This is a genomic window from Streptomyces sp. NPDC015130, assembly GCF_043080005.1.
GTDB lineage: Bacteria > Actinomycetota > Actinomycetes > Streptomycetales > Streptomycetaceae > Streptomyces.
Window position 1 is genome coordinate 124816 of the sequence record NZ_JBIBVC010000001.1, and the last position, 25825, is coordinate 150640.

The 25825-nt window shown below is 73.0% G+C and carries 21 protein-coding genes and 3 tRNA genes; 7 read left to right on the forward strand and 17 right to left on the reverse strand.

The features are described from left to right. Positions 1-50 precede the first annotated feature (50 nt). From ACF08F_RS00615 to ACF08F_RS00625, 3 genes are all read right to left on the reverse strand, one after another. Entirely contained in the window at positions 51-416 is a 366-nt protein-coding gene (locus ACF08F_RS00615; protein WP_056653911.1) for a PH domain-containing protein, read from the reverse strand. Between the two features lie 189 nt (positions 417-605). Next, positions 606-678 (reverse strand) — tRNA-Arg (locus ACF08F_RS00620). A gap of 280 nt (positions 679-958) precedes the next feature. Further along, positions 959-1049: transfer RNA gene (locus ACF08F_RS00625), tRNA-Ser, on the reverse strand. 256 nt (positions 1050-1305) lie between these two features. Between ACF08F_RS00625 and ACF08F_RS00630 the strand changes: the two genes are divergently transcribed. Both ACF08F_RS00630 and ACF08F_RS00635 read left to right on the forward strand, forming a co-directional pair. Next, positions 1306-1737, forward strand: coding sequence for an SSI family serine proteinase inhibitor (locus tag ACF08F_RS00630; protein ID WP_392296324.1), 432 nt, complete (start codon positions 1306-1308; stop codon positions 1735-1737). A 165-nt stretch (positions 1738-1902) separates the two neighbouring features. Beyond that, positions 1903-5781, forward strand: a complete 3879-nt coding sequence (locus ACF08F_RS00635; protein WP_392296325.1) for a PAS domain-containing protein — start codon at positions 1903-1905, stop codon at positions 5779-5781. Positions 5782-6044: 263 nt separating this feature from the next. On the opposite strand, the gene ACF08F_RS00640 is transcribed toward ACF08F_RS00635, so the two are convergent. The 11 genes from ACF08F_RS00640 to ACF08F_RS00690 form a co-directional block, all read right to left on the reverse strand. Then, entirely contained in the window at positions 6045-7697 is a 1653-nt protein-coding gene (locus ACF08F_RS00640; protein ID WP_392296326.1) for a long-chain fatty acid--CoA ligase, read from the reverse strand. A gap of 160 nt (positions 7698-7857) precedes the next feature. Continuing rightward, positions 7858-8427 carry a SigE family RNA polymerase sigma factor gene (locus tag ACF08F_RS00645; protein ID WP_392296327.1) on the reverse strand — a complete coding sequence of 190 codons (570 nt, stop codon included), beginning with the start codon at positions 8425-8427 and terminating at the stop codon, positions 7858-7860. A 9-nt stretch (positions 8428-8436) separates the two neighbouring features. Further along, the gene (locus ACF08F_RS00650; RefSeq protein ID WP_392296328.1) at positions 8437-9561 is read right to left on the reverse strand and encodes a DUF1906 domain-containing protein; all 1125 of its coding nucleotides are present in this window, start codon (positions 9559-9561) and stop codon (positions 8437-8439) included. Between the two features lie 205 nt (positions 9562-9766). Further along, positions 9767-10933, reverse strand: a complete 1167-nt coding sequence (locus ACF08F_RS00655; RefSeq protein WP_392296329.1) for a lipid-transfer protein — start codon at positions 10931-10933, stop codon at positions 9767-9769. Next, positions 10930-11319 (reverse strand): MaoC family dehydratase, encoded by a 390-nt coding sequence (locus ACF08F_RS00660; protein ID WP_392296330.1) that lies wholly within the window; start codon positions 11317-11319, stop codon positions 10930-10932. Before ACF08F_RS00660 ends, ACF08F_RS00655 begins: the two co-directional genes overlap by 4 nt. After that, the gene (locus tag ACF08F_RS00665) at positions 11316-12365 is read right to left on the reverse strand and encodes an acyl-CoA dehydrogenase family protein (protein ID WP_392296331.1); all 1050 of its coding nucleotides are present in this window, start codon (positions 12363-12365) and stop codon (positions 11316-11318) included. Before ACF08F_RS00665 ends, ACF08F_RS00660 begins: the two co-directional genes overlap by 4 nt. A gap of 1 nt (position 12366) precedes the next feature. Further along, positions 12367-13338, reverse strand: coding sequence for a bifunctional MaoC family dehydratase N-terminal/OB-fold nucleic acid binding domain-containing protein (locus tag ACF08F_RS00670; protein ID WP_392296332.1), 972 nt, complete (start codon positions 13336-13338; stop codon positions 12367-12369). Next, a complete protein-coding gene (locus tag ACF08F_RS00675; RefSeq protein ID WP_392296333.1) occupies positions 13335-14501 on the reverse strand; it encodes an acyl-CoA dehydrogenase family protein in 1167 nt (388 codons plus the stop codon). The genes ACF08F_RS00670 and ACF08F_RS00675 overlap by 4 nt, the downstream gene beginning before the upstream one ends. A 208-nt stretch (positions 14502-14709) precedes the next feature. Beyond that, on the reverse strand, positions 14710-15015 hold the full coding sequence (locus ACF08F_RS00680) for a hypothetical protein (protein WP_392296334.1): 306 nt from the start codon (positions 15013-15015) through the stop codon (positions 14710-14712). A 400-nt stretch (positions 15016-15415) separates the two neighbouring features. After that, positions 15416-15940: an O-acetyl-ADP-ribose deacetylase gene (locus ACF08F_RS00685; RefSeq protein WP_392296335.1), complete on the reverse strand. Its 525-nt coding sequence runs from the start codon at positions 15938-15940 to the stop codon at positions 15416-15418. Positions 15941-16073: 133 nt separating this feature from the next. Further along, positions 16074-16160, reverse strand: a tRNA-Ser gene (locus ACF08F_RS00690). A 166-nt stretch (positions 16161-16326) separates the two neighbouring features. Between ACF08F_RS00690 and ACF08F_RS00695 the strand changes: the two genes are divergently transcribed. Further along, entirely contained in the window at positions 16327-17247 is a 921-nt protein-coding gene (locus ACF08F_RS00695; RefSeq protein WP_392296336.1) for an MHYT domain-containing protein, read from the forward strand. 150 nt (positions 17248-17397) lie between these two features. Here ACF08F_RS00695 and ACF08F_RS00700 read toward each other — a convergent pair whose 3' ends face one another. Beyond that, a complete protein-coding gene (locus ACF08F_RS00700) occupies positions 17398-18852 on the reverse strand; it encodes a S1C family serine protease (RefSeq protein ID WP_392296337.1) in 1455 nt (484 codons plus the stop codon). Between the two features lie 250 nt (positions 18853-19102). Between ACF08F_RS00700 and ACF08F_RS00705 the strand changes: the two genes are divergently transcribed. The 3 genes from ACF08F_RS00705 (at position 19103) to ACF08F_RS00715 (ending at position 21790) form a co-directional block, all read left to right on the forward strand. Next, positions 19103-19933 (forward strand): glycerophosphodiester phosphodiesterase, encoded by an 831-nt coding sequence (locus ACF08F_RS00705; protein WP_392296338.1) that lies wholly within the window; start codon positions 19103-19105, stop codon positions 19931-19933. Positions 19934-20021: 88 nt separating this feature from the next. Continuing rightward, positions 20022-20624 (forward strand): ATP-binding protein, encoded by a 603-nt coding sequence (locus ACF08F_RS00710; protein WP_392296339.1) that lies wholly within the window; start codon positions 20022-20024, stop codon positions 20622-20624. 188 nt (positions 20625-20812) lie between these two features. Continuing rightward, positions 20813-21790 (forward strand): DUF5926 family protein, encoded by a 978-nt coding sequence (locus ACF08F_RS00715; RefSeq protein WP_392296340.1) that lies wholly within the window; start codon positions 20813-20815, stop codon positions 21788-21790. A 219-nt stretch (positions 21791-22009) separates the two neighbouring features. On the opposite strand, the gene ACF08F_RS00720 is transcribed toward ACF08F_RS00715, so the two are convergent. Together ACF08F_RS00720 and ACF08F_RS00725 are read right to left on the reverse strand one after the other, a co-directional pair. Further along, positions 22010-22372 (reverse strand): hypothetical protein, encoded by a 363-nt coding sequence (locus tag ACF08F_RS00720; RefSeq protein WP_392296341.1) that lies wholly within the window; start codon positions 22370-22372, stop codon positions 22010-22012. Between the two features lie 629 nt (positions 22373-23001). Beyond that, a complete protein-coding gene (locus ACF08F_RS00725; RefSeq protein ID WP_392296342.1) occupies positions 23002-23712 on the reverse strand; it encodes a bifunctional DNA primase/polymerase in 711 nt (236 codons plus the stop codon). 614 nt (positions 23713-24326) lie between these two features. On the opposite strand from ACF08F_RS00725, the gene ACF08F_RS00730 reads away from it, so the two are divergent. Then, the gene (locus ACF08F_RS00730; RefSeq protein WP_392296343.1) at positions 24327-25784 is read left to right on the forward strand and encodes a PP2C family protein-serine/threonine phosphatase; all 1458 of its coding nucleotides are present in this window, start codon (positions 24327-24329) and stop codon (positions 25782-25784) included. Positions 25785-25825 lie beyond the last annotated feature (41 nt).

Sequence of the window (25825 nt, forward strand, 5' to 3'; positions counted from 1 at the left end):
CCCAAAATGGGGAAAGCCCCCGGAAACCCGGGGGCTTTCCGCTCCGTCCCCTACTTGGCGACGAACTGCGTGAGGATCGCCTGCACCTCGTAGATGTCGACGCCCTTGGTGAAGGTCTTCTGGACGGGCACGGCGTTGCCCGAGATCCAGATCTTCAGCTCGGCGTCGAGGTCGAAGGTGCCGGCGGTCTCGACGGCGAAGTGCGTGATGCTGCGGTACGGGATCGAGTGGTACTCGACCTTCTTGCCGGTGATGCCCTGCTTGTCGACGAGCACGAGACGCCGGTCGGTGAAGAAGATCGTGTCGCGGATCAGCAGGTACGCGGCGTGCACCTGCTCCCCCTGCCCGAGCAGCCGCGCGTAGTCCTGCTGCGCCTGAGCCGGGTCGATCGCGTGCGCGTTCCCGAAGAGTGCCATGTCCGAACCCCCACTGATGATGAGAAAACACGATCATCAGACCTCGCCGCACCATGACGCAAGGGACCGCAGATGAACACTGCATCGACCGGTCACCGCCCCGGACTCGACGTCATGCCACCGCCGTCCGCCGCCGCAGGGCCACGCAACGCAAGAGGCCCGGACTCTCGTCCGGGCCTCTCACCTGTGTGCACTCGGCAGGATTCGAACCTGCAACCTTCTGATCCGTAGTCAGATGCTCTATCCGTTAAGCTACGAGTGCTTGTTCTGTTTTCTGTCTTCGCTCCCCGGCCTTTCGGCCCGCTCGCGGCGACAGGAAGAACATTACATGACTGCCGCCGTCATGTGAAATCCATTCACCCCACCCCTTGTGACCTGCGAAAACGTCGCTCAGCGGCGTGGTGGGGAGCCTGCGGACGGAGCGGGCGCAGCGGGGTTCGCGGGGCAGAAACAGGCAGAAAGAGACCGGGGTCACACGCGCCCCGTGTGCAGGGCCGGAAACGGCCGAAGCCCCGGCCGTGGGGCCAGGGCTTCGGTAGGGGCGGAGGCGGAGGGATTTGAACCCTCGATGGGCTTTAAGACCCAAACCGCATTAGCAGTGCGGCGCCATAGACCGGACTAGGCGACGCCTCCATGCACCTCGCGCATACGCGGTTGGTGCGTGCAGATGATGACACAGGCGAACCGGCTGTCACCAATCGATTCTCACCGTACTAGGCCTCCGGGGTCCAGGGCAAAGCACTGCGCGCCCCGGCCACGCCGCGCGCCCCGTGGTCCACGACCGCGCCGCCCACCCGGCGCACCCCGCTTGCGCAACGCCCCGGCGCCCGGAGCGTTAGAGGGGGAGGGCCGTGTCCTACGCCTCGCACCGCCGTTCCAGGAGATCCGCATGCTGCGCCGCCTCGTCCTCGCGACCCTCGCCACCGCCGCCGCCACCGCCGGGACCTCCGGGTTCGGCCCCCTGCCGCCGCTGCCCCTGCTCTCCCCGCCCGACACGCTGACCGTGACCGTCGCCGAGAGCGGGCATCCCGGCGCCGACGGCACCTTCGAGCTGACCTGCGACGACCCGGCCGGCGGGACACACCCGGCCGCCGAGGACGCCTGCGCGCGGCTGGAGGACCACGCGAAGGCGGGCACGAACCCGTTCGAGGCCGTCCCGCAGGACGCCCTCTGCACCCAGGTGTACGGCGGCCCCGCCGTCGCACACGTCACCGGAACCTGGCAGGGCCGCAAGATCGACGCCCGGTTCTCCCGCGTCAACGGCTGCGAGATCAACCGCTGGACCGAGCTCCAGCCGGTGCTCCCCATCCTGGGGCGATGACTCCGGGGACAACTCCGGAGATGTCTCCGGCATCGGCTCTCGCAACGAACGGCGGGCGGCGGCTCCCTTAGACTCCCTCAGTGACAGGCTGCGGCCCGAGAGGCAAGATGGGGCCCGCCTGCCGACAGGCAAGCACGTGCAGTGGGTCAGGGAGGAACCGTCGTCGTGAGCAGCAGGCCATCCCGAGGCGCTGCTCGCCTCGCAGCCATACTCGACGCCCTCCCCGACGGCCTCGTGCTCGTCAATTGCAACGGCACGGTCGTCAACGCCAACACGATCGCCCTCGGCATGTTCGAGACGCCCGGCACCGCACTCGTCGGCCGTGGTCTCCTCGACCTGCTGCCCGACTTCGACTCCCGCCTCATTCCCGGCTCCATGCGCCGCCCCGAAGGCACCGACGAGCGCGGCCGCACCAAGCCGACCCGGATGATCGCCCGCCGGACGGACGGCGGCGAGTTCCCCGTCGAGGTCACCAGCGCCAGCCTGGAGGACGGCCGCGAGGCCTACGACTCCTACAGCGGCTACACCGGCGACGAACTCCTCATGCTCGTCGTCCGGGACCTCACCGGAACCCTCGACACCGAGGCCGAACTCGCCCGCTCGCAGCGCCAGACCGAGATGATCCTGCGCGCCGCCGCCGAGGGCGTCGTCGGCACGGACACCGACGGCCGGGTCGTCCTCGTCAACCCCGCCGCCGCGCAGATCCTCGGCTACCGCGCCGGTGAGCTCGGCGGCCAGGAGCTGCACCCGCTGATCCTCGCCACCCGCGCCGACGGCGAGCCCTTCCCGTACGAGGAGTCCCCGCTCGCCGACACCCTCAAGTCCGGGCGCAAGCACCGCGTCCGCGGACAGGTGCTGTGGGCGAAGAAGGGCGACCGGGTGCCGGTCGACCTCACGACCGCGCCCGTGCGGGACGGCGACCAGCTCGTCGGCGCCGTGATGACCTTCACCGACCGCAGGCCGTACGAGCAGCTCGTCGAGGAGCACACCGCCGAGCTCGCCGAGCGGACCGAGCGCCACGCCGCCGAGCTCGCCGACCGCGCCGAGCGGCACGCCGTCGAGCGGGAGGAGCAGCAGGAGCGGTACGCCTCGCTGGCCGCCCGGCACGAGCAGCTGACCGCCGTCCTGGCCGAGTCGCTGCGCGGCCCGCTGGAGGAGCTGCGCGGCCGGCTGGGCGCGCTCGCCGCCGACGACGCCGGGCAGCTGTGGCCCGAGGCCAACCAGGTGCTGCACCACCTGACCGCCGGGTACGCCCGGATGACGGCTCTCGTGGACAACGTCCTGGCCTACCAGCGCCTCGACGCGGGCACGGAGGAGCTCGACCGGCGCGTCGCGCTGCTCGACGGGGTCGTGACCGCCGGCATCGACGCGGCCGTCGAGCTGATCGGGCCCGGCCGCGCGCAGTTCGCCGTGCACGCGCCGCCGATCGAGGCCGAGGTCGACCCCGAGCGGCTCGCGACCGCGCTCGCGCACCTCGTCGCGGACGTCGCCGGCGTCGACGCGACCGGCCAGAACCGGGCCGCCGCGCCGGGCGCCGGGCCGGCCGACTCCACGATCGTCGTCGCGGCCGCCCAGCGCGGAGACGTCGTACGCATCGAGGTCCGCGGTCCGTACACGGGCGGCGACCCGGTCCACGGGCCCGTCGTGCGCGGGATCGTGGCGGCGCACGGCGGTGTCGTGCAGACCCACGAGGTGCCGGGGACGAGCGGCGGCGCGTATGTCCTGGAGGTCCCGGTCGGGGCCGGGCGGGGCACGGTTCCCGCGGCCGCCCGTACGCCCGACGCTCCCTCGTCCGACGTTCCGCCCTCCGACGCCGCCTCGCCCGCTTCCTCCTCGTCCGCTCCCGGTGCGGAAGCACAGGACTCCGGTGCACGGGAACTGCCCGCCCTGCCCGCGCAGGCCACGGGTGCGGAGGCCGAGACCTCGGGCGGCGGACGGCGGCGTGCGCGGCGCGCCTCCACCGACGCCTTCCTGGAGAGCCCGGTCGCCCCTGAGGGCGCCGAGCAGCCGGGCGGGCGCCGCCGTGCCCGTACGAGCGAGGCGTCCGGCAGCGCCGAGCTGATCCCGGCCCAGCAGAACGCCGGTGCCGACGGCTCCGCCGTGCCAGCGCTCCCGGCCGCCGCCCTGCCCTCCGGGGGGCCCGTCGCCCTGCCCTCCGCCCCGCCCGTCGAGCCCACCGGCCGGCGCCGGGGCCGGCCCGCCGAGGGCTCCGTGGTGACCGCCGCCGAGGGCGCTCAGGGGCGGGCCGCACTGGGCGCCGCCGTGCCTCCGCAGGGCGTCGCCGCCGCCGAGCACCTGGTCGCCGCCGTGCCCGCGCCCGCGCACGGCCCTGCCCTGGCCCTGCCGGCCGTCGCCTCCGAAGCGGACGCACCGGTCGCCCCGCCGAGCGGGCGCCGGCGCCGGGCCCTCGCCGCCGCCCAGGAGCGGGCCGCCGCGGCCGACGCCGGTCCCCGCACGCCCTTCGCGCTCCCGCCGGCCGACGCGGACCGCCCCGAGTCCGCCGACCCGGGCATGGTTCCCGTACCCGCTCCGATGCCGGCGCCCGCGCCGCTTCCGGCTCCGGTTCCGGGTGCCGTCGCGCTGCCCGTCTCCGACGAGGCGCAGCACGAGGCCGTACGCGGCGTCCCGGGCTCCGACCACACGCCCCCGCAGCCCCATCCGCACCTCGCGCAGCAGCCTCAGCCGCTGCCCGAGCCGAGCGGCCGGCGTCGCGCGATGGCACCGCCGGCGCCCGTACCGGCGTCGTCGACCCCGCTGCCGGGCGCGGTCCCGGCCGCGCTCCCCGCGCCCGCACCGCAGTCCGGCACCGGTTCCGTACCGCTGCCGCCCGAACTGCCCATGCCACAGGAGTCCCGGGACACGAAGGACTCGACCCAGGGGCGGGCGTTCAGCGTGCGCACCCTCGGGCAGGGCGTTCCCTTCGTCCCGCCGACGGCCACGCCCGCCACGCCCGCCGCTCCCGTCGCGTCCGTCGTGTCCGCCGCGCCCGTCACTCCGGTTGCTCCGGCCGCGGCCCCCGCCGCACCGGCCGCCCCCGCCCCCTCCGGGCGGCGGCGCAAGCTGGCGACCCCGCCGGAGGTCGACCCGCCGGTGCCGGCGGCGATCCCCGTACCGGCGGCCGCCGACACCACGGCCAAGCCGCACCCGCAGTCCGCACCCGAGGCGGCGCTCGGGCTCGCCCCGGCCGCGCCCGAGGGCCGCGCCTACGCCATAGGGGCGCCCGCCGAGGGCTCTGCCGAAGGGCCCGAGCCGCTCGACGGTCCCGGCGGCGCGATCGAGGTCGCCAACCGGCCCGCGCCGCGGCCCGTCGACGACGAGCTGCCGCCCGAGCCGCTCGACAACCCGCGCCGGCTGCTCGTCTGGCCCGCGCCCGACGTCTCCACCCAGCAGGCGCTCAGCGACCGCGGCTACCGCCCGGTGATCGTGCACTCGCGCGAGGAGGTCGACGCCCAGATCGCCGCCTTCCCCGCCGCGCTCTTCGTCGACCCGCTGACCGGGCCCATCACCCGTACCGCGCTCCAGTCGCTGCGTCAGGCCGCCGTCGCGGCCGAGGTGCCCGTGCTGCTGGCGGCCGGCCTCGGGCAGGCGACCCGGGAGGCCGCGTACGGCGCCGACCCCGCCGTGCTCCTCAAGGCGCTCGCGCCCCGCGACAGCGAGCAGCACCCGTCCCGGGTCCTGCTGATCGAGGAGCACGACGACATCGCGGCGGCGCTCGCCGCCACCCTGGAGCGGCGCGGGATGCAGGTCGCGCGGGCGGCGACGGACACCGAAGCGGTCGCGCTGGCCACGGAGACCCGGCCGAACCTCGTCGTCATGGACCTGATGCAGGTCCGTCGCCGACGGGCCGGGATCATCGACTGGCTGCGCGCGAACGGGCAGTTGAACCGTACGCCGCTCGTCGTCTACACCTCGGCCGACCTCGACGAGGAGGAGCTGCCGAAGCTGTCCTCCGGCGAGACGGTCCTCTTCCTCGCCGAGCGGTCGAACAGCACCGAGGTCCAGGCCCGGATCGTCGACCTGCTCGCGAAGATCGGCACCAACTAGGGCCTGTCTTTTGGATCAGGCCGGATCAGGGAGCGGGTCTGGTGCGTGCGATCGCAAGGCGGAGGAGGGAGTCAACGCGGTGGGGGCACCCCCGTGCCCGAAGGGCTGCGGGGGACGTGGACGACCGACGACAACGCGGCGAGCGTGCGTGCCAGACCCCGCGAGCCCGGCCTGATCCGAAAGACAGGCCCTAGCGGTACGGCGGCAGAGGAGCGGGGGAGGGCAGCCGCCCTCCCCCGCTCCTCGTCCGCTGCCGGCCTCGGCTACAGCTCCGTCACTTCCAGCTCGCCCTCCGCGTACTGCCTGCGGATGACCTTCTTGTCGAACTTGCCGACGCTCGTCTTCGGCACCGCCGGCACGATCGCCCAGCGCTCCGGAAGCTGCCACTTGGCGATGCCGCCCTCGGCGGCGAGGAAGGACCGCAGCGTCTCGTAGTCGGCCGTGGCGCCGTCCTTGAGGACGACCGTCGCGAGCGGGCGCTCGCCCCACTTCTCGTCCGGCACGGCGACGACGGCGGCCTCGGCGACCTCCGGGTGCGCCATGAGCGCGTTCTCCAGGTCGACGCTCGAAATCCACTCGCCGCCGGACTTGATGACGTCCTTCGCGCGGTCGGTGAGGGTGAGGAAGCCGTCGGGGCTGATCACACCGACGTCACCCGTCTTCAGCCAGCCGTCCTCGCTGAACTTGTCGGCCGGGCGGATCTCCTCGCCGTCGACGCCGCCGAAGTACGAGCCCGCGATCCACGTGCCGCGGACCTCCAGCTCGCCCGCCGACTCTCCGTCCCAGGGCAGGTGGTCGCCGCCGGGGCCGACGAGCCGCGCCTCGACGCCGGCGGGGAAACGCCCCTGCGTGACGCGGTACGGCCACTCCTCCTCGGCGCTCAGCCCGGCCGGCGGGTGGGCCATCGTGCCCAGCGGGGAGGTCTCGGTCATGCCCCAGGCGTGGCAGAGGCGGACGCCGAGCCGGTCGTACGCCTCCATGAGGGAGGGCGGGCAGGCCGCGCCGCCGATGGTCACCTGGGTCATCGAGGAGAGGTCGCGGGGGTTCGCGGTGACCTCGGCGAGCAGGCCCTGCCAGATGGTCGGGACGGCCGCGGCGTGGCTCGGCCGCTCGCGCTCGATCATCTCGGCGAGCGGGGCCGGCTGGAGGAACCGGTCCGGCATCAGCATGTTGATGCCGGTCATGAAGGTGGCGTGCGGCAGGCCCCAGGCGTTGACGTGGAACTGCGGCACGACGACGAGGGTCGTGTCCCGGTCGGTCAGGGCCATCGACTCGGCCATGTTCACCTGCATGGAGTGCAGGTAGATCGACCGGTGGGAGTACACGACGCCCTTGGGGTCGCCGGTGGTGCCCGAGGTGTAGCACATGGCCGCGGCCGAACGCTCGTCGAGCTCGGGCCAGTCGTACGTGGTCGGACGGCCGGCGATCAGCTCCTCGTAGTCGTGGACGCGCGGCGCGACGCCCTCCAGGCCGGAGCGGTCCCCGGGGCCCGCGACGACGATGTGCTCGACCGTCGGAAGGTGCGGGAGCAGCGGGACGAGGAGCGGCAGCAGGGAGCCGTTGACGAGGACGACCCGGTCGGCGGCGTGGTTGACGATCCACACGAGCTGCTCGGGGGGAAGGCGCAGGTTGAGGGTGTGGAGGACCGCGCCCATGGAGGGGATCGCGAAGTAGGCCTCGACGTGCTCGGAGTTGTTCCACATCAGGGTCGCGACGCGCTGGTCGCCGGTCACCCCGAGTTCGTCGCGCAGGGCGTTGGCCAGCTGGTGCGCGCGGGCGCCGGCCTCCGCGAAGGAGCGGCGGTGCGGTTCGGGCTCACCCGTCCAGGTGGTGATGGTGGACTTTCCGTGGATCGTCATCCCGTGCTTGAGGATGCGGCTCACGGTCAGCTGTACGTCCTGCATGGTGCTGTACACGGGGCGTCCTCCCGGTGGGCGCTACGTGGCGTGGCAGAAAGGGTGTGGAGATTCTGCGCACGTACCGCGCGGTATGTCACTACCCGGGAGTACGTGAATTGCCAGTGATCACTGGCGGAAGCGGCTCTTCCCTCCGCTTCCCCTGGTCCGGCGCCGTCTCTTACGCCGCTTCGTACCGTACGGGGGTCAGTTCCGGGTCCTCACGGAGCTTGCCGAGCGCCCGGGACACCGCGCTCTTGACCGTGCCGACCGAGACCCCGAGGACCTCGGCGGTCTGTGCCTCGCTGAGGTCCTCGTAGTACCGCAGGACCACCATCTGGCGCTGGCGCTCCGGCAACTTCATCACCGCGCGCCACATCGCGTCGTGCAGCACCTGCCGTTCGGCCGGGTCGGGCTCCGGAAGGCCGGCCGGCTCCGGCAGCTCCTCGCAGACGAACTCGTCGACCTTCCGCTTGCGCCACTGCGACGTACGGGTGTTCAGCAGCGCGCGGCGGACGTAGCCGTCCAGCGCGCGGTGGTCCTCGATGCGCTCCCAGGCCATGAACGTCTTGGCGAGCGCCGTCTGGAGAAGGTCCTCGGCGTCACAGGGGTTGGCGGTCAGGGAGCGCGCCGTCCGCAGCAGCACGGGACCGCGCGCCCGGACGTACGAGGAGAACGACGGGTACGGCACATGGCCGAGGGCGGCCTTCGAGGCGCCGGTGCAGACGGGGCCAGAGGGTGGCGGAGTCATGACTCCACGCTAGAAGCGGACCGTGCCCGGCAAATCGGCCCCAGGTCCCGAACCGGGGTCCGCCTCAGGTTGGAGGAGGGACGACGGCCGGACCTCCTCTGGGTGGAGTCGCCCCGCACCGGAGTCAGGGTCGAGGCCAGGCCGATACCGGGCCGAACCGGTGGTTTCCGCCGCCGTCACGCGGGCGACCGGAGCGTCCACCGCGTTCCGGTCGATCAGGACGCGGTGTCCTCCGTACGACTCGGCGACGTTTCCCGCGTACTGGTGGATGCGGGCGTGCGGCATCCAGGCCTCCGGGTGCAGCGAGGTCTCCGCGTACAGCGCGGGCGCGCCCCGCCAGCGCGCGAACCACATCACGGACGGCAGGTCCTGCGTGCCCGCCTTCCGCTCCTCCTCGATCTGCCGGATCCCGGTGTCGGCGCTGCTGTAGTAGCCGGGCACGTAGCCGAGGCGCCGCACCTCCCGGTTCCAGCCGCGGACGAAGGAGAGGGTCGTGGCGGCACAGCGCGTGTCCTCCAGCCGGAACGCCTCGATGTCCAGGTACAGCGGGCTGCTCGTGCCGATCCCCAGGGCCCCCGCCGCCCGCACCGCCTCGCCCGCCTCCTGCACGCCCTGGGTCCAGGGACGGCTGCCGATGGCGTACGGCCGCTTCGCCGCGGAGTGGACGCACGGCGCCTGGGAGCCGACGAAGAGCGGCAGCAGCCGCCAGCCCATGGCGTGGGCCGAGGCGACCCAGGCGGGCGTCAGCTCCTTCTGCCGGGGGCACCCTCGGCCCCGGCCGCCGAAGTAGACCCCGACGGCCCGGTACGGGGACCTGAGCCACGCCCTCATCACCGCGAGGGACGGCGCCTCACAGGTGTCGAAGGCCTTGCCCGCGAAGCGCGGCGCGGCCGGGGGCGGCACGGGCGCGTCGGCGGGGGCGGCCGCACCGGGGGCGGGGGCGACGGGCGCGGGGGCGGGGGCTGCGTCGGGCCTGGTGGTGTCGGGTCCGGCGGGGGCGGCAGGCGCGGCGGCCTCGGGTCCGGTCGGGGGGAGGGCCGGGGACGCCGGGGCGGGCGGCGCCACGGCCGAGGCCCCGGCCGGACCGGTGAGGAGCGCCACGCCGGCCATCGCCGCCAGCAGGGCGGCGGCCACGGCCCGCGCCCCGGGAGGCGGCGCGGACCGTGCGCACGGCGGCCGGACGGACGAGGACGACGGCGGGTGCGGGGTCGAGGACGAAGGCGACGGCGGGTGCGGGTGCGGGGTCGAGGACGAAGGCTCGGGCGAGGGCGGTGCGTTTGTGCTCATGGCGCGAGTGAAGAGCCGCCCGCCCCGCCCGGCCACCGCTGGGGCCGTCGGGTCAGCCGTCCGTGCCCAGGATCAACCCGGACGTGGGAACCCCGGTGCCCGCCGTGACCAAGGTCCGGGCCGCGCCGGGTATCTGGTTCACGGACGTCCCGCGCAGTTGCCGCACCGCCTCCGCGATGCCGTTCATGCCGTGCAGATAGGCCTCCCCGAGCTGCCCGCCGTGGGTGTTCAGCGGGACCGCGTCGGCCGCGACGAAGTCCGCCGCCTCCCCCGGACCGCAGAAGCCGAACTCCTCCAGCTGCATCAGCACGAACGGCGTGAAGTGGTCGTAGAGGACGGCCACGTCGATGTCGGCCGGCGCGAGGCCGGAGGTCCGCCAGAGCTGCCGGGCGACGACGCCCATCTCCGGCAGCCCGGTCAACTCGTCCCGGTAGAAGCTGGTCATGGCCTCCTGCTTGCGTCCGGCGCCCTGCGCGGCCGCCAGGATCACGGCGGGCGGCTTGGGCAGGTCGCGGGCGCGCTCGACGGAGGTGACCACGATCGCCTGGCCGCCGTCGGTCTCCTGGCAGCAGTCGAGGAGCCGCAGCGGCTCGACGATCCAGCGCGAGGCGGCATGGTCGGCGAGGGTGATCGGCTTCCCGTGGAAGTACGCGGCGGGGTTGCTCGCCGCGTGCCGCCGGTCGGTGACGGCGACGTGCCCGAAGGCATCCGGGGTCAGCCCGTAGGTGTGGAGGTACCGCTGGGCGGCCATCGCGACCCAGGAGGCCGGGGTGAGCAGCCCGAAGGGAAGCTGCCAGCCGAGCGCGGCGCCCTCGGCGGAGGGCTCACGCTGCTGGACGCCGGATCCGAAGCGGCGACCGGACCGCTCGTTGAACGCCCGGTAGCAGACGACGACTTCGGCGACCCCGCCGGCCACGGCGAGCGCGGCCTGCTGGACGGTGGCGCAGGCGGCCCCGCCTCCGTAGTGCACGCGGGAGAAGAAGGACAGCTCGCCGATCCCGGCGGCCTGGGCGACGGTGATCTCGGGGTTGGTGTCCATGGTGAAGGTGACCATGCCGTCGACGTCGCCGGGGGTGAGTCCGGCGTCGTCGAGGGCGGCCCGTACCGCCTCGGCGGCGAGGGAGAGCTCGCTGCGGCCCGAGTCCTTGGAGAACTCCGTCGCCCCGATGCCGACGACGGCCGCCCGCCCGCCGAGGCCGTCCCTGGTGCGGACGCTCATCGCGCCACCTCCACGGTGACGGTGACCGTCCCGGTGACGTGGTTGCCCAGGTCGTTCGCCCCGACGACCCGGACCGTGGCCGTGTCCCCGGCCACCTCGGCGACCGTCCCGGTCAGGGTCATGGTGTCCCCGGGGTAGTTGGGGGCGCCGAGCCGGATGGCGACCCTGCGGAGGACCGCGCCGGGGCCGAAGTGGTCCGTGATGTACCGACCGACGAGTCCGTTGGTCGTGAGGATGTTCATGAAGATGTCCGGGGAGCCCTTCTCCCGGGCCAGCTCGGCGTCGTGGTGCACGTCCTGGAAGTCGCGTGAGGCCACGGCCCCGGCGACGATCAGGGTGCGGGTGATCGGGATCGTGAGCGGCGGCAGCTCTTCCCCGGGCTTCATGACGGGTCTCCCTTCGCGAGCAGGTCGCCGAGTTCGGCGAGGAGTTCGGTGCCGCAGCCCAGGTACGCGTCGAGCTGCCGGCCCCACAGGAAGTGCCGGTGGACGGGGTGGTCGAGGTCGGCGCCCATGCCGCCGTGGAGGTGCTGCCCGGTGTGCACGACCCGCTTGCCCGCCTCGGACGCCCACCAGGCGGCGGTCAGCGCGGCCTCGCCGGCGTCCAGGCCCTCGTCGTGGCGCCAGGCCGCCTCGTAGGCCGTGACCCGGATGGCCTCGATGTCCATGTGGGCGTCGGCGGCGCGCAGCTGGACCGCCTGGTGGGTGGAGAGCGGGCGCCCGAACTGCTCGCGGACGGAGGTGTACTCCACGGCCCTGGCGAGCGACCCCGCGCACACCCCGGCCTGGAGCCCGGCGAAGGCGACCCGCGCGGCGGCCAGCACGTCCGCATAGGCCCCGGAGCCGGCACCCGCCCCCGGGTCGGGGCCCAGCCGCTCCGCCGTCGTGCCGTCGAGCACGAGCCGCCCCGCGGACCAGGGCGCGGTCAGCTCGACGGTCCCGGTGCCGGCCGCGTCCTCCGTCCGGACGAGCCACAGCCCGTGCTCCGCGTCCGCCACGAGGACGTGGGTGGCGTCCCTGAGCCACGGCACCCACGGCACGGCCCCGCTCAGCCTCCCCTCGTGCGCCACGACCCCACCGGTCGCGGGGAAGGCGCCCGTCGTCACCGCCGTGCCGTCGCGAAGACCCGGCAGGAGCCGGGCGCGCTGCTCCTCGGTGCCGTGCCGGGCGACGGCGAGGATCCCGTACACACAGGTCGCGGCGAGCGGGACCTGCGCGGTCCTGCGCCCCTGCTCCTCCAGGAGGAGCACGAGCCCGAGGAGCCCGGTCTCCTCGACGGCTCCGGGGAGTCCGGCGGCGCAGAGCGCCTTCCACAGCTCGGGGTCGCTGCCGGTGCCGGCCGCCGCGAGCCGCTCGTGGGTGGCGAGGTCGCCGAAGATCCGCGCGGCCAGGTCCCGGGCGGCCTCCTGCTCCTCGGTCGGGGTGAAGTCCATGTCAGCCCTCCCCTCCCGCACGGAAGACGGGAAGCTCCAGCTCCTCGTCGACCCGCAGGAACTCCAGCCGCACCGGCATCCCGATCCGGACCTTGTCGTACGGCACGCCCACCACGTTGCTGATCATCCGTACGCCCTCGGCCAGTTCGATCAGCCCCACCGCGTAGGGAGGGTCGAAGGCCGGGAAGGGAGGGTGGTGCATGACCACGTACGAGTAGACGGTCCCGGCGCCGCTCGCCTCGACCGTGTCCCACTCCGGCGAGCCGCACTCGGCGCATCCCGGCAGCCAGGGCAGGCGCAGGCTCGCGCAGCCTCCGCAGCGCTGGATGAGCAGCCGGTGCGCGGCCACGCCCTCCCAGAATCCGGCGTTGTCCCGGTTGACGACCGGGCGGGGCCGTCGGGGCGCCGCGGCGGCGGGCTCCTGGGGGAGCGGGGCGGGCTTCGAAGGGCGCCGCGCGGGCGCGTACTTGAGGATGCGGAAGCGGTGCGTGCCCGCGAGCTCGCCGTCCGCCCGGACGTCCATGCGGGTCGTGACGAAGTGCCCGGTCCCGAGCCTGGTCGTCTTGCGCGGCGACACGGACTCGATGACGGCGTCAAAGGTGATCGCGTCCCCCGGTCGCAGCGGCCGGAGGTACTCCTGCTCGCAGTCGGTCGCGACGACCGAGGTGTACCCGGCGCCGTCGAGGAGCGCGAAGAGCTCGTCGTACGCCTCGGAGCGGTCGCCGTGCCCGGAGAGCCCGCCCATCGTCCAGGCCTGGAGCATGGTCGGCGGCGCGACCGCCCCCGGCCCCTCGTACGCCGGGTGGACATCACCCATGGCCTCGCACCAGTGCCGGATCATGGGCAGGTTGACCGGGTCCTTGCCGACCCCCGCGGTGGCGGCGGGCCGCCCCTCGAAGGCGACGATCCGCTCGTACAACGCGTCCGCCGCGGAACCCCCGCCGGTCCGCGCCGTCCGCTCCCCCTCGTTCATCGCCGCCCCCTCCCCTTCATGCCGAGCCGCATCCTCGCGACGATCTCGCGCTGCACCTCGCTCACCCCTCCCCCGAAGGTGTTGATCTGCGCGGCCCGGTTCATGCGCTCCAGCTCGCCGCCGTCGAACTCCCCCGGCGAACCCGCTCGCACCGTCCCCGCCCCGCCCGCGATCTCCTGACATATTCGATACACCTCGACCGCCGATTCGGTTCCCGCGAACTTCACGCCGCTCGCGTCCCCCGGGGCCAGCCGGCCGGCCCCCACGTCCCCCACCAAACGCCAGTTGAGCAGGCGTGTCGCCGCCAGCCGGGCATGCGCTTCGGCGGCCCGGATCCGTATCCACGGCTCGTCAATGCGACGCCTGCCCGTCACCGGATCGGGGGTACTCGCCCGGTCGAGCGCCGCCGCGAAGAAGTCCTCGGCCTGCATGCCGATCGCGGCGAGGGCGACCCGCTCGTGGTTGAGCTGCTCGGTGATCAGTCCCCAGCCGCCGTGCTCCGGCCCGACGAGGTTCCCGGCGGGGACGCGTATCCCGTCGTAGTAGGTAGCGGTCGTCGTCAGCCCGCCGACCGTCACGATCGGCGTCCAGGAGAAGCCCGGCGAGCCGGTGGGGACGAGGACGATGGAGATGCCGCGGTGCGGCGGCGCGTCCGGGTCGGTGCGGCAGGCGAGCCAGATCCAGTCGGCGTTCTGGGCGTTGGAGGTGAAGATCTTCTGCCCGTCGATCAGCCACCCCTCGTCCTCCCGGACCGCCCGGGTCCGCAGCGAGGCGAGGTCCGTACCGGCCTCGGGCTCGCTGTAGCCGATGGCGAAGACGGTCTCGCCGCGCAGGATCCGGGGCAGGAAGTAGGCCTTCTGCTCGTCGGTCCCGTACTTCATGAGGGTGGGTCCGACGGTGTTGAGGGTGACCATGGAGACGGGTGCGCCGGCCCGGTAGGCCTCGTCGAAGAAGACGAACTGCTCGTCGGGGCCGCGGCCCTGGCCGCCGTACTCCTCGGGCCAGCCGAGGCCGAGCAGGCCGTCGTCCCCGATCCGGCGGAGCAGCCGGCGCTGGGCGGCGGCGTCGTCGGGGGGAGGGGGGCCGTCGGGCATCACCTCGCGGAAGTAAGCGCGGAGTTCGGCGCGCAGCCGCAGCTGCCGCTCGGTCGGGGCGAGGTGCACGGCGACGGCCTCCCGTGGGACGACTGAGGTTTCTGACTGTCCGTCAGATTCAGGACCCCTGTCAAGGTCGGCGACCGCACGCCCCCCGGGTGCGCGGGGCGCGAAAACGCGGACGGCCCGCACGCCCGGTACCGAAGTACCGGCGTACGGGCCGTCGTTCACACCGCGGTCACACCCCCCTGCGGGCCGGCTCCCGTGCTGCTGCCGGCTACCACCACGGGAAGAAGTTCACCACCGCGTTCGACTGGTCGATGTGGGTGAACGCGGAGCCGTTCACGCTCGCGGTGTTGTTCTGGTTGGAGGCACCGGAACCGGTCGCCACCTGCTGCGTGGTGGTCGAGTTGCCGAAGTTGTCCCCGCCCACACCACTGCCGATGATCGTGGCGACGCTCGTGTTCGATCCGTCGTCCGCGAACCCACCGTTGTCGGCCTGGGCCACCCCGGTGAAGAGCGCGGCGGCGAGGGGCAGGGCGGCGGCAGCGGCGAGGACGCGGGCGGTACGGATGCTTGCCATGTCTGTTCCTCCGGGAACTGAAACTGGTGCTTTGCACGGAACTGCTTCGAGAACTTCTCTGAACTACAGCCATTACCAAGGCAGTTGGCCGACCGCCTCGGTCGTTGTGCTCGACGTCGCGAATCCAGAGTTGCCCACCGAATCCCCGGCGAACCACCCCGGAGCGGGTTATTCCCCCGCAAGCGTGAGGACAGCTTGATAAACCCCGGCGAAGTGAGAAAGGCGCAGCTCAGCCGGTTGCGGAGGGGCCTGCGGCCGAGGGAGTCCGGGCGCGGCAAGGGAGGAAGCGTTCCGGCAGATTTTCCGCCAATCTTTCTCTCGGAAAGACGCCCCGGCGCGTCCCGGAATCGCGGAATTCGAACTCACGGTCCGCCATGGCGGAAATGTTCTGCGATCTTCCCTACGGAAGGTCGGGCATGCCCACCGCCGCCTCGAAGGCCGCGTACGCCACCGCGTCGAACAGCACGAAGCGCACCTCCTCCACCTCGGTACGGGCGGCCCGCACGGTCTCCACGGCGATCCTGGCCCCGTCGTCCATGGGCCAGCCGTAGATCCCGGTGGAGATGGCAGGGAAGGCGACCGTCCGGTCACCCAGCTCGTCGGCGATCCGCAGCGATTCGCGGTAGCAGGATGCCAGCAGGGCCGAACGGTCCTCGTCCCGGGACCAGACCGGCCCCACGGTGTGGATCACATGCCGGGCCGGCAGCCGTCCCGCGGTCGTCGCCACGGCCCGCCCGGTCGGCAGGCCCTTGCCGTAGTGCGAGCGCCTGAGTTCCTGACAGGCGGCAAGGATCTCCGGCCCGCCCTTCCGGTGGATGGCCCCGTCGACGCCTCCGCCACCGAGCAGCGACGAGTTCGCGGCGTTGACCACCGCGTCGGCCGCCTCGGCGGTGATGTCCCCCTGAACCAGCACGATCCGCACCATGCCGAGAACCCTCTCACCCGGCGAGGCGTCCCGCGCATCGGGCGTCCGCGCATCGCCCCCCGGCAGGCCGAGCGGAAAGGGGCGCCTCTGACGAGAGGCGCCCCTTCCGGTCGACGCGCGCGCCGACCTGCTGCGGTGGGTGTGGGATTTGAACCCACGGTGACATCGCTGCCACGACGGTTTTCAAGACCGTTCCCTTAGGCCGCTCGGGCAACCCACCTTCGCCCCGGCCCACCTGGGGCGGAGCGGGCTACAGCGTACCGGCTGGGGAGCGGGGTGGGGCGGGGTCGACCGGGGAGGCGGCTGGGTTAGAGTCCCTTGTTCACAAGATCTCCACATATATGGGATTCGCGGCATTCGCCGTGTGATTCCCGAAGGGTTGCAGGGTGCACGGCACGATCGACGGCTTCAGCTACGGCATGGTCACGCCCTTGGTGGGTTATGTGATGGCCTGTCTGGGAAGCGCCCTGGGACTGCGCTGCACGGTCCGGTCCCTCAGTACCCGCCGGGCGCGGAAGCCCGGTTGGCTGGCGCTCGGCGCGGCGTCGATCGGATGCGGGATCTGGACGATGCACTTCATCGCCATGCTCGGCTTCCAGGTGCGGGAGACGCCGATCTCGTACGACTCCTCCCTGACGTTCCTCAGCCTCCTCGTGGCCGTGGCCGTCGTGGGCATCGGCGTCTTCATCGTGGGCTACCTCGGCACCAGGCCGGCCCCGCTGCTCATCGCGGGCCTGCTCACCGGGCTCGGCGTCGCCGGCATGCACTACCTCGGCATGGGGGCCATGCGCATGAACGGGCAGCTCGACTACTCCCCCGCCGTCGTCGCCGTCTCCGTGGTCATCGCCGTCGTCGCGGCGACCGCCGCGCTGTGGGCGGCCGTCTCGGTCCGCGGCTTCCTGGCCAGTCTCGGTGCCAGTGCCGTCATGGGCGTCGCCGTGACCGGCATGCACTACACGGGGATGGCCGCGGTCAGCGTGCGGGTCGACGGCACCGCCCACACCGCCGAGGGCTCCTCGCTCCTGAACGTGCTGCCGATGCTCGTCGGCCCGCTGATCTTCCTCGTCCTGGCCGCGGCCGTCGTGATGTTCGACCCGCTGCTGATCATGGGCGACGACGAGCCGCGCCGCCGCCCCGCGCACCGGAACGGGCCTCAGGGAGGCGAGTTCGGGGAGTTCCGCGGGAACGAGCTCCGCGAGTACGGCACCTCGCGGATCGACATCGCGGACGTCGCGAGCGACGAGGTGTGGGACGCGCGGGAGTCGCGCACCGAGACCCTCGCCTCTCACGGCGGCCGACGGTCGTAGACCCCGAGGACGAGACCGAGACCGAGACACGAGATGGGGGAGGGGAGCGCCTGGTGTCGGCGCTCCCCTCCCCCCGTTCCCGTTCCCGTTCCCGTTCCCGCCCTCGTTCTCGTCCTCGTCCTCGTCCTCGTCCGGGCAGGTTCTGGCTTTCTAGCTGTCGCCCGTGCGCTCGCCGAGGGTGACCGTGGCCGTCGCCGTCTTCCCGTCGCGCTCGTAGGTGATCTTGACCGAGTCTCCGGGCTTGTGGGTCCAGATCTCGCTGATGAGCGTGGGACCGCTGTCGATCACATGGCCACCGAAGCCCGTGATCACGTCGCCGGCCTTGAGGCCCGCCTTCGCCGCCGGGCCGTTCGGGGTGACCGAAGCGGTGCCGCCGGTGCCCTGGGTCGCGATCGTCGCGCCCTCGCCCTGCTCGGTCATGTTCACGGTCGCGCCGATCACCGGGTAGACCGGCTTGCCCGTCTTGATCAGCTGCTGGGCCACGTTCTTCGCCTGGTTGACCGGGATCGCGAAGCCGAGGCCGATCGAGCCCGCCTGGGACTGGCCGAAGCCGTTTCCGGTGGACTGGATGGCGGAGTTGATGCCGATGACCGCGCCGCTCGCGTCGAGCAGCGGGCCGCCGGAGTTGCCCGGGTTGATCGAGGCGTCCGTCTGCAGGGCGCTCATGTACGAGTTGCCGCCGCCCTGACCGTCGCCGGAGGCCACCGGGCGGTTCTTGGCGCTGATGATGCCCGTCGTCACCGTGTTCGAGAGGCCGAAGGGCGCGCCGATCGCGATCGTCGAGTCGCCGACCGCCACCTGGTCGGAGTTGCCGAGCGGCAGCGGCTTCAGCCCCTTCGGGGCGTTCGTGAGCTTCAGGACGGCCACGTCGTAGCCCTGGGCGCGGCCGACGACCTCCGCGTCGTACGTCTTGCCGTCGGGGAACGTCACGGAGAGCGTGCCACCCTCCGCCGCCGAGGCCACCACGTGGTTGTTCGTGACGATGTGGCCTTCCTGGTCGTACACGAAGCCGGTGCCCGTGCCGCCCTCGCTCTCGCCGCGCGCTCCGCCGGACTTCGCCTGGATCGTGACCACGCTCGGCAGCGCCTTCGCCGCGACCGCGGCGACCGTGCCCGGGTCGCGCTTGAACGAGGCCGGGGCCTCGCCCGAGGAGACCGTCGTCGAGCCCGTGCTCTCGCTGTCGCCCCGCTGGGCCGCCCAGTAGCCGATGCCGCCGCCGACACCGCCCGCGACGAGCGCCGCGACCAGGACGGCCGCCACGAGGCCTCCGGTCCGCTTGCGGGGCGCCTCGGGAGCGGCGGGTACGGGCGCACCCCAGGCCGGTACGGCCGGCGGGGGCGGGGGCCAGCCACCGGCTCCGCCGACCGCGGCGGGCGCGGGGGCGGGGTGAGCGGGCGCCGGGACGGCTGCGGGCGCCGGGGCCGGGGCCGCAGGGGCAGGGGCAGGGGCCGGGGCGGGCTCGGGAGCGGGCACCTGGGCCTGCTCCGTCGTCGGTGCCTCCGCCGCCGGCGGAGTCGAAGGTACGGGAGGGGTCGGAGGCGTCGGAGGGACGGACGGGGCAGTCGGGTCCGCCGGAACCGCCGTGCCCTCGTTCTCGGTGCTCACAGCTCGCTCTCCTCGTCGACTGCTCGTTGGCTGCGTGTGACTGTCTATGACCGTCTAGGACTGTCTTTGGCTGCGCTTGCCTGCGCTCGCTTGTCTGCGTGTCATTGCCCAGGGTGCTGTGACCAGCTTTTCCCACAGCACGTCAGGCCGCTGTAAGGCGGAGCTGTGCATCTGCACTCCATCCTTTATATACGGACAGAACGGACAGCCCCGTGTGCTCGCCCGGCCCCGCCAATGGCACCATGACGCCGTGACTCACGCACGGCAGCACCCGAACAGCGCCCCGGTCCAGGTCGTCGCCCACCGCGGAGCCTCCGAGGACGCCCCGGAACACACCCTGGCCGCCTATGTGAAGGCCATCGAGGACGGCGCCGACGCCCTGGAGTGCGACGTCCGGCTCACCGCCGACGGCCACCTCGTCTGCGTGCACGACCGTCGCGTCAACCGTACGTCGAACGGTCGCGGTGCCGTCTCCGCCCTCGAACTCGCCGACCTCGCCGCGCTCGACTTCGGCGTCTGGAAGGAGCGCGAGGAGCGGGACGACGCCTCGGAGAGCCCCGACTGGGGAGACCCCGAGTACACCTCCGTCCTCACCCTGGAGCGCCTCCTGGAGCTGGTCTCCGACGCCGGCCGCCGGGTCGAGCTGGCCATCGAGACCAAGCACCCCACCCGCTGGGCCGGCCAGGTCGAGGAGCGGCTCCTCCAGCTCCTGAAGCGGTTCGGGCTCGACGCGCCCGCGTCCCGCGAGGACTCCCCCGTGCGGATCATGAGCTTCTCGGCCCGTTCCCTGCACCGGATCGCCGCCGCCTCCCCGACCCTGCCGACCGTCTCCCTCACCCAGTTCGTCACCCCGCGACTGCGCGACGGGCGCCTCCCCGCGGGCGCGCGCGTGGCGGGGCCCTCGATCCGGATCGTCCGCCACCACCCCGCCGTGATCCTGCGGCTCAAGAAGGCCGGGCACCAGGTCCACGTCTGGACGGTCGACGAGCCCGAGGACGTCGAGCTCTGCGTGCGCCTGGGGGTGGACGCGATCATCACCAACCGTCCCAAGCTGGTGCTCGACCAGCTGGGCCGCGGCTGATCCCTGCTCTCCCGCCCCACTCGTCACACCTTCATCAGGGCTTACGGGGAGTGCACCGGCGCGTTCAGCGCGTACTCGATCGTCACGAGTGCGACACGCCACGCACCTTGGCCGGTTTCCGGTGCAGTTCAGTGGGGCATCCACACGGTGGCGTGGGGCAAAGGAGGTCTCGGGGGTGGCGTTGGTGGTGGCACAAGAGGTGCCCACGTCGTCGAGCATGGCCGTTCCCCATGGCCCTGCCGGCGTGGGTGAGGCGCGACACCGGATGCGGGACGAGCTGTACCGTAGCGGGGTGTCGGAATCGGTCGTCGACGACGCGGTACTGATCCTTTCGGAGCTGCTCAGCAATGCCTGTCGCCACGGCAGGCCGCTGGGGCGGGAGGAGCGGGGCGAGGGCGACGTACTGGCGGCCTGGCGGGTGGACTCGGCGGGCGGTCTGCGGGTGGAGGTGACGGACGGCGGTGGTCCCACGAGACCCGTACCGTCGACTCCCTCGGTCACCGCGCGCGGCGGACGCGGGCTGAACATCATCAGCGCGCTGGCCCAGGACTGGGGTGTACGGGACAGCGCGACCGGCGAGGTCACGGTCTGGGTCGTGGTCACCGAGGGACACCGCCGCGAGGATTTCGCGGCGCGCGTCGGCGGCGGCTCCGGCTTCGACTTCCTCGACGCGTACGACGATCTGGACTGACATCGGCGGACCGGACCGGCACCGGAGCACGGGGGCACCGGAGCACAGAGACACCGGAGTCCGAGGGCACCGGGGTGCGTGAGGGCAGGGCCCGCGCCCCGCCTGAGGAGTGGTGGCGCGCTGTGCGGCTAGGCTCGCGCCCGATACAGCTGCACACAGCACCGCCGCGATCGGGAGAAAGCCACACCATGGCCAAGAAGCGCCCCCAGACGAAGGCCGGCAAGGCCGGCCAGGCACAGGTCACGAGCGGGGAGATCCCGGTCGTCGGCGCGCGCGAGCCCTGCCCCTGCGGCTCGGGCCGCCGCTACAAGGCCTGTCACGGCCGGTCCGCCGCGCACGCCGTGACCGAGCTCGTCCAGCGCCCCTTCGAGGGTCTGCCCGGCGAGTGCGACTGGGTCGCGCTCCGCGAGCTCGTGCCCGCCGCCACCGTGCCGCTCACCCTGAAGGGCGGGCTGCCCGAGGGCGTGCCGTCCGTGACGCTCGCGACCGTGCTGCCGATGGCGTGGCCGGCGCTGCGCCGCGACGACGGCTCCGTCCTCCTCGCCCTGCAGAACGACTCCTCCTCCGGCGACCTCGCGCGCGACCTCGCGGACACCCTCCAGCGCGCTCTGGAGACCGAGCCGGGCAACCCGGTCCCGCCGCGCCGCGTGCCGGCCGAGGGCCCGCGCCTGCAGGAGCTGCTCGACGCGGACGCGCCGTTCGAGCCCGAGGTCCACACGGGCTTCGAGTTCTGGATCCCGGCCTCCGCCGACGGCGCCGACCCCGAGGTCTCCGCCTCCCTGGAGCGCGCCAACGCCGCCGCGATCCCGACGGTCAAGCTGACCGGTGTGGACTCCGCGTACTGGTGCGAGACCCCGGACAAGAACCACCTGCGCTGGGTCATGCCGCACCCGGAGGAGAAGCTCCTCGACGCGCTCGCCCGCCTCCAGGCCGGCGAGGGCACGTCCCTCGGCGAGAACACCCGCCTCGTCGGCTCCTTCCGCGCCCACGGCCTCATGGTGCCGGTGTGGGACCTGCCGACCTCCATGACCGCCGAGGAGTGCGAGAAGCCGGCCGCCGAGTTCGCCGAGCGGCTCGCCGGGGCGCTCGCCTCGGACGCCCCGCTCACGGCCGAAGAGCGCCGGGCGCGTGGCGGCCTCACGAACCGTCAGGTGACTCTCAGCTGATACCCCAGGTGGTATCGGTGACTGACAGACCGACCAGTCGGTGACTTCCGCCACAACCCGGTCTGCGGGCGGGTAAATCCCTGTCCGAATAACCGAGATCGAATTTGCGAACAGCAGATCTCTTGTTACCGTTCTGGAAGCCCGGTCGCTGGTGCATCCCCCGTCGCCAGCGATCGGGCGTTTCTATGCCCGCCCCGGCCACGTCGGCGCGTTCGGCACTCAACTTCCTTCGGTGTCCGCCGTGTTGCTGCCCGCCCGCAGCAGCAGCGGGGTGTCGCCCCCTTCGCCGCTACCCGCGAATTCCGCGACCGCCGTATACGCGGTGGCCTTGCCCTGAGCGCGTTCCCTGGGTGTTTCGCAGGTTCCCGGTTCGTCCTGCGCCTCGACCGGGCAACGCACTTGTACGGTCCGCCCGCCGGGCGCCATCAGGGTCAGAAACGCGTCGAGATCCTGCCTCGACGCGTTCCGGTAGTACGTACGCGCCCAGGTGTCGGGCCCCTCGGTCAGGACGCAGGTCTGCGCCTCGACGCCCTCGGGAGAGGCGAGTTCCGGCCCACACTTCGTGATCCGTTCCGGAGACACCGGAGTGACCGATGGGACCGATGTGGCGGAGGAGGCGGCCGGGGCATCGGAGGGGGAGCCGGGGGAGGACTCCGCAGGGGCGGAAGCGCGGGGCCGCGCCGCACCGGCGGCGGGCGGCCCCTCCGTACGAGGCCCGTTCCCGACCCCCAGGTCCGTCAGCAGGCCCCCGTCCCCGGCTCGCGCCGCGGAGCCGGCACCGCGCCCGCCCCCGGACTTCGCGTCGCCCGCGCCGGCAGGCCGTACGGGATCGGCCGTCGGGCCGGCCACCGCGACGATCGGCACGAGGACGGCGACCACGACGGCCGCCCCGAGCCCGACCGTGCGGAGTTTCGCCGGGCTCATCACCGGACTCATGCGACCCACCTGCTCCTTCGCCCGGGATCTTCGACGGGTGGGGCGAACATATCGGCGGCCGGCGGGCGCCCGGTCGGCCGCGCGCCCGTTTCCCCTGCAAGTCGGGCCAGGACACACCCGTTCGGGTGAATGTCCCCTGCGCGCACCTCCGCGTACGCGTGCACTCACCGCTCAGTGCGTGAGCAGTCACCGCTCAGTGCGTGAGCACCCGCCTCAGTGCGTGAACACTCACCTCAGTGCGTGAGCACCCACCTCGTCCCGTGAGCACTCATCGCTCAGTACGTGAGCCGGCTCCCGCCGCCCGGTGCGCTCGTGCTCGCCTCGACCAGGGCGTCCACCACGGCCTCCACGTCCGGCAGCCACGGCCGGGCCGAGCCGACGAGCGGCGCCCGCTCCCACCGCACCTGTCCGCTCCCGGCGACCGAGGGCGGCAGCAGCAGATAGCCGCCCTCGCCGTGGAACCGCAGCGAGCTGGGCACGCTGTCCTTCGCGTACAGCAGCTCCCCGAGCCGTTCCAGGCCGTAGGGCGCGACGAGGATCGACCAGCGCGTCGGCGTCGCCACCACCGGGCCGAGCCGCATGCCCATCGCGTCGAGCGCCGCCAGCGCCCGCGCTCCCGCCACCGCGGGCAGGCTCACCGCGCAGGGCGCGCCACCGCCCGTGGCGAGCACCACCGGCGCCTCCGGGCGCCTGGTCCACCACCAGCGGATCATCCGCTCGTCGGTGGTGGCCGCGAGGAGGCCGGGGTCGAAGGGGTGCGCGCCGGGCACGGCGCACTCGGGGTCGGGGCAGGCACAGGCGGGCCCCGCGGCCGTACGGGTCTTCGCGCTCAGGCCCACGCCAGGCAGCACGGGCCAGTCCCACTCGACGGCGAAGGCGACCGCCGCGTCGAGCCGGGCGGTCGTCACCTCGCGACGCCGGAGCCGGAGCCTGCGTCGCCTGCCTCGCCTCAGGAGGGGTCCCAGGATTCCGAGGATCTCGCGCATGAGCGCTCGTTCCTTTCCGTTGAACGCCGAATCCACATCACACCATGTGCAGATCTCTTCACCGTGCGTATCAGCGCGTACAAGGTCGGTGGCGCTCCGCCCCACGCCGGAAGCGGGGTCGACGGGCCAGGTATGAACCGGTGGAGCCAGGTCGAGCCGGGGAGGAACCGGTGGAGCAGGTCAGAACCAGGTGGAGCCAGGTCGGAACCGGGTGAAGCCAGGTCGGAACCAGGTCGAGCCAGGTCGATCCGTATCGGTGCCAGATCCAAGCCGGGTCAGAACACGTTCCCCGCCACTGGGGGACGGGCCGAGGCCTGCGGCATGTAGGACGCCGGGGTTCCACGGCACGTTCCGGGGCAGCTCCAACTGCCCCTGCCTGTCATCGAGTACGTACCCAGCACGCTCGGAATGACGCGCTTTCAAACGACGCCAGTCGACCGCAAAAGGTGCACACCGGGGGCAATTTTCGGCCAACTTCTCGCGTACTTCAACCCTTGCGCACGAGCTCACGGACACCACAAGTGCCATGGGGACAATGCTGGACATCGCTCCTCCCGTGCGTGTAGATGTGGATGCATCGAGCGGCGCAGAATGACATGGGGGTTTGCGATGCTATGGCGTCAAACGCACCGGTCGGAAAGCCGACTGACATGAGCGCCCCACACATGCCGAAAGTGGCCGGAATCGATTCCACGGTTCCCCACTCCCCGCACACTACGGCGCCCCTCTCCGGGGTCCCCGCGGCGGCGACACCCGCCGACGCGGCCCTCCCGCCCGGCGCGCTGATCCAGGACCGGCTGGCCGGCTGGGTCTCCGACCTCACCACCCTCCACGAACTCACCGAGCGCCTCATCAGGACCTCGTCCCTCGACGAGGCCCTGCCCGAGGTCCTCGGTGCCGGGGCCGCCCTCGTCGGCGCGCGCCGGGGCATGGCCGTCCTCGAACCCGCCGACGGCCTCGGCCCCGCCACCACGATCGGCCTCGGGCTCGCCCACGCCGAGCTCGGCACGATCGAGACCGTCCCGCGGGGCGCCACCAGCTACGGCCGCCTCCTCGACGGCCTCCCCGATCCCGCCGACCCGGCCCGCGTCCCCGATCCGATCGCCATCCCCGACGTCCGTACGGAGGAGGGCCTCGACCCGCGCCACCGCGAGGTCGCCGCCCGCCTCGGCTACGCCGCCAGCTACGCCCTGCCCCTCGCCACCGAGGAGGCCGGCCGGCTGGGCGCGGCCGTCTGGCTCTACGACGAGCCCGCCGAGCCCTCCGAGCGCCAGCGGCACCTCATCGGGCTGTACGGCCGCTTCGCCACCGAGCACCTCGCCCGCCTGCTCCAGGTCGAGCGCGCCCACGCGCAGGTCTCCACCGTCGCCGAGGAGCTGCTCCCGAGCCGCCTCCCCCGCGTCCCCGGCGTCCAGCTCGCCGCCCGCCACCGCACCGGCCCCCGGGGTGGCGGCGACTGGTACGACGCGCTGCCGCTGCCCGAGGGCGCCCTGGGGCTCGCCGTCGGCTCCGTCTCCGGCACCGGCCCGAGCGCGCTGGCCGCCATGGGACGGCTGCGCGCCTCCCTCCGGGCGTACGCGGTGATGGAGGGCGAGGATCCCGTCGCCGTCCTCTCCGACCTGGAGCTCCTGCTCCGGCTCACCGAGCCCGCGCGCTCGGCGACCGCGCTCTTCGCCTACGCCGAGCCCGCGCAGCGCCGGATCGTCCTGGCCGGGGCCGGGCACGCCCCGCCGCTGGTCATCGGCGAGCACCGCACCGAGTTCGTCGAGACCTCGCTCTCGGCTCCGCTCGGGATGCTCTCCTGCTGGGAGGCGCCGAGCGTCGAGCTGTCCCCCGCCCCGGGAGAAACGGTGCTTCTCTACACGGACGGGCTGCTGCGCCGTACCGGCGACGCCATGGACCGGGCCTTCGCACGCCTCCACGCGGCCGCCGCGAGCGTGCCGAAGGCGGACCGGGGCGACCCGGGCGCGATCGCCGACCACGTCCTGCGGACGCTGCTGCCCGAGGGCCTCGGACGCGGCGCCGCTGACGACGAGGAGGACATGGTCCTGCTGGCCGCCCGCTTCGAGTGACCGGAATGTGACGCTCCGGTAATGGGTCTTCCGGCCCTGGG

Excerpts from the sequence above, each read along its gene's own strand:
- ACF08F_RS00615 (WP_056653911.1), bottom strand. The coding sequence starts at position 416 with ATGGCACTCTTCGGGAACGCGCACGCGATCGACCCGGCTCAGGCGCAG.
- ACF08F_RS00630 (WP_392296324.1), top strand. The coding sequence starts at position 1,306 with ATGCTGCGCCGCCTCGTCCTCGCGACCCTCGCCACCGCCGCCGCCACC.
- ACF08F_RS00645 (WP_392296327.1), bottom strand. The coding sequence starts at position 8,427 with ATGACTCCGCCACCCTCTGGCCCCGTCTGCACCGGCGCCTCGAAGGCC.
- ACF08F_RS00655 (WP_392296329.1), bottom strand. The coding sequence starts at position 10,933 with ATGAGCGTCCGCACCAGGGACGGCCTCGGCGGGCGGGCGGCCGTCGTC.
- ACF08F_RS00660 (WP_392296330.1), bottom strand. The coding sequence starts at position 11,319 with ATGAAGCCCGGGGAAGAGCTGCCGCCGCTCACGATCCCGATCACCCGC.
- ACF08F_RS00665 (WP_392296331.1), bottom strand. The coding sequence starts at position 12,365 with ATGGACTTCACCCCGACCGAGGAGCAGGAGGCCGCCCGGGACCTGGCC.
- ACF08F_RS00670 (WP_392296332.1), bottom strand. The coding sequence starts at position 13,338 with ATGAACGAGGGGGAGCGGACGGCGCGGACCGGCGGGGGTTCCGCGGCG.
- ACF08F_RS00680 (WP_392296334.1), bottom strand. The coding sequence starts at position 15,015 with ATGGCAAGCATCCGTACCGCCCGCGTCCTCGCCGCTGCCGCCGCCCTG.
- ACF08F_RS00685 (WP_392296335.1), bottom strand. The coding sequence starts at position 15,940 with ATGGTGCGGATCGTGCTGGTTCAGGGGGACATCACCGCCGAGGCGGCC.
- ACF08F_RS00715 (WP_392296340.1), top strand. The coding sequence starts at position 20,813 with ATGGCCAAGAAGCGCCCCCAGACGAAGGCCGGCAAGGCCGGCCAGGCA.
- ACF08F_RS00725 (WP_392296342.1), bottom strand. The coding sequence starts at position 23,712 with ATGCGCGAGATCCTCGGAATCCTGGGACCCCTCCTGAGGCGAGGCAGG.
- ACF08F_RS00730 (WP_392296343.1), top strand. The coding sequence starts at position 24,327 with ATGGCGTCAAACGCACCGGTCGGAAAGCCGACTGACATGAGCGCCCCA.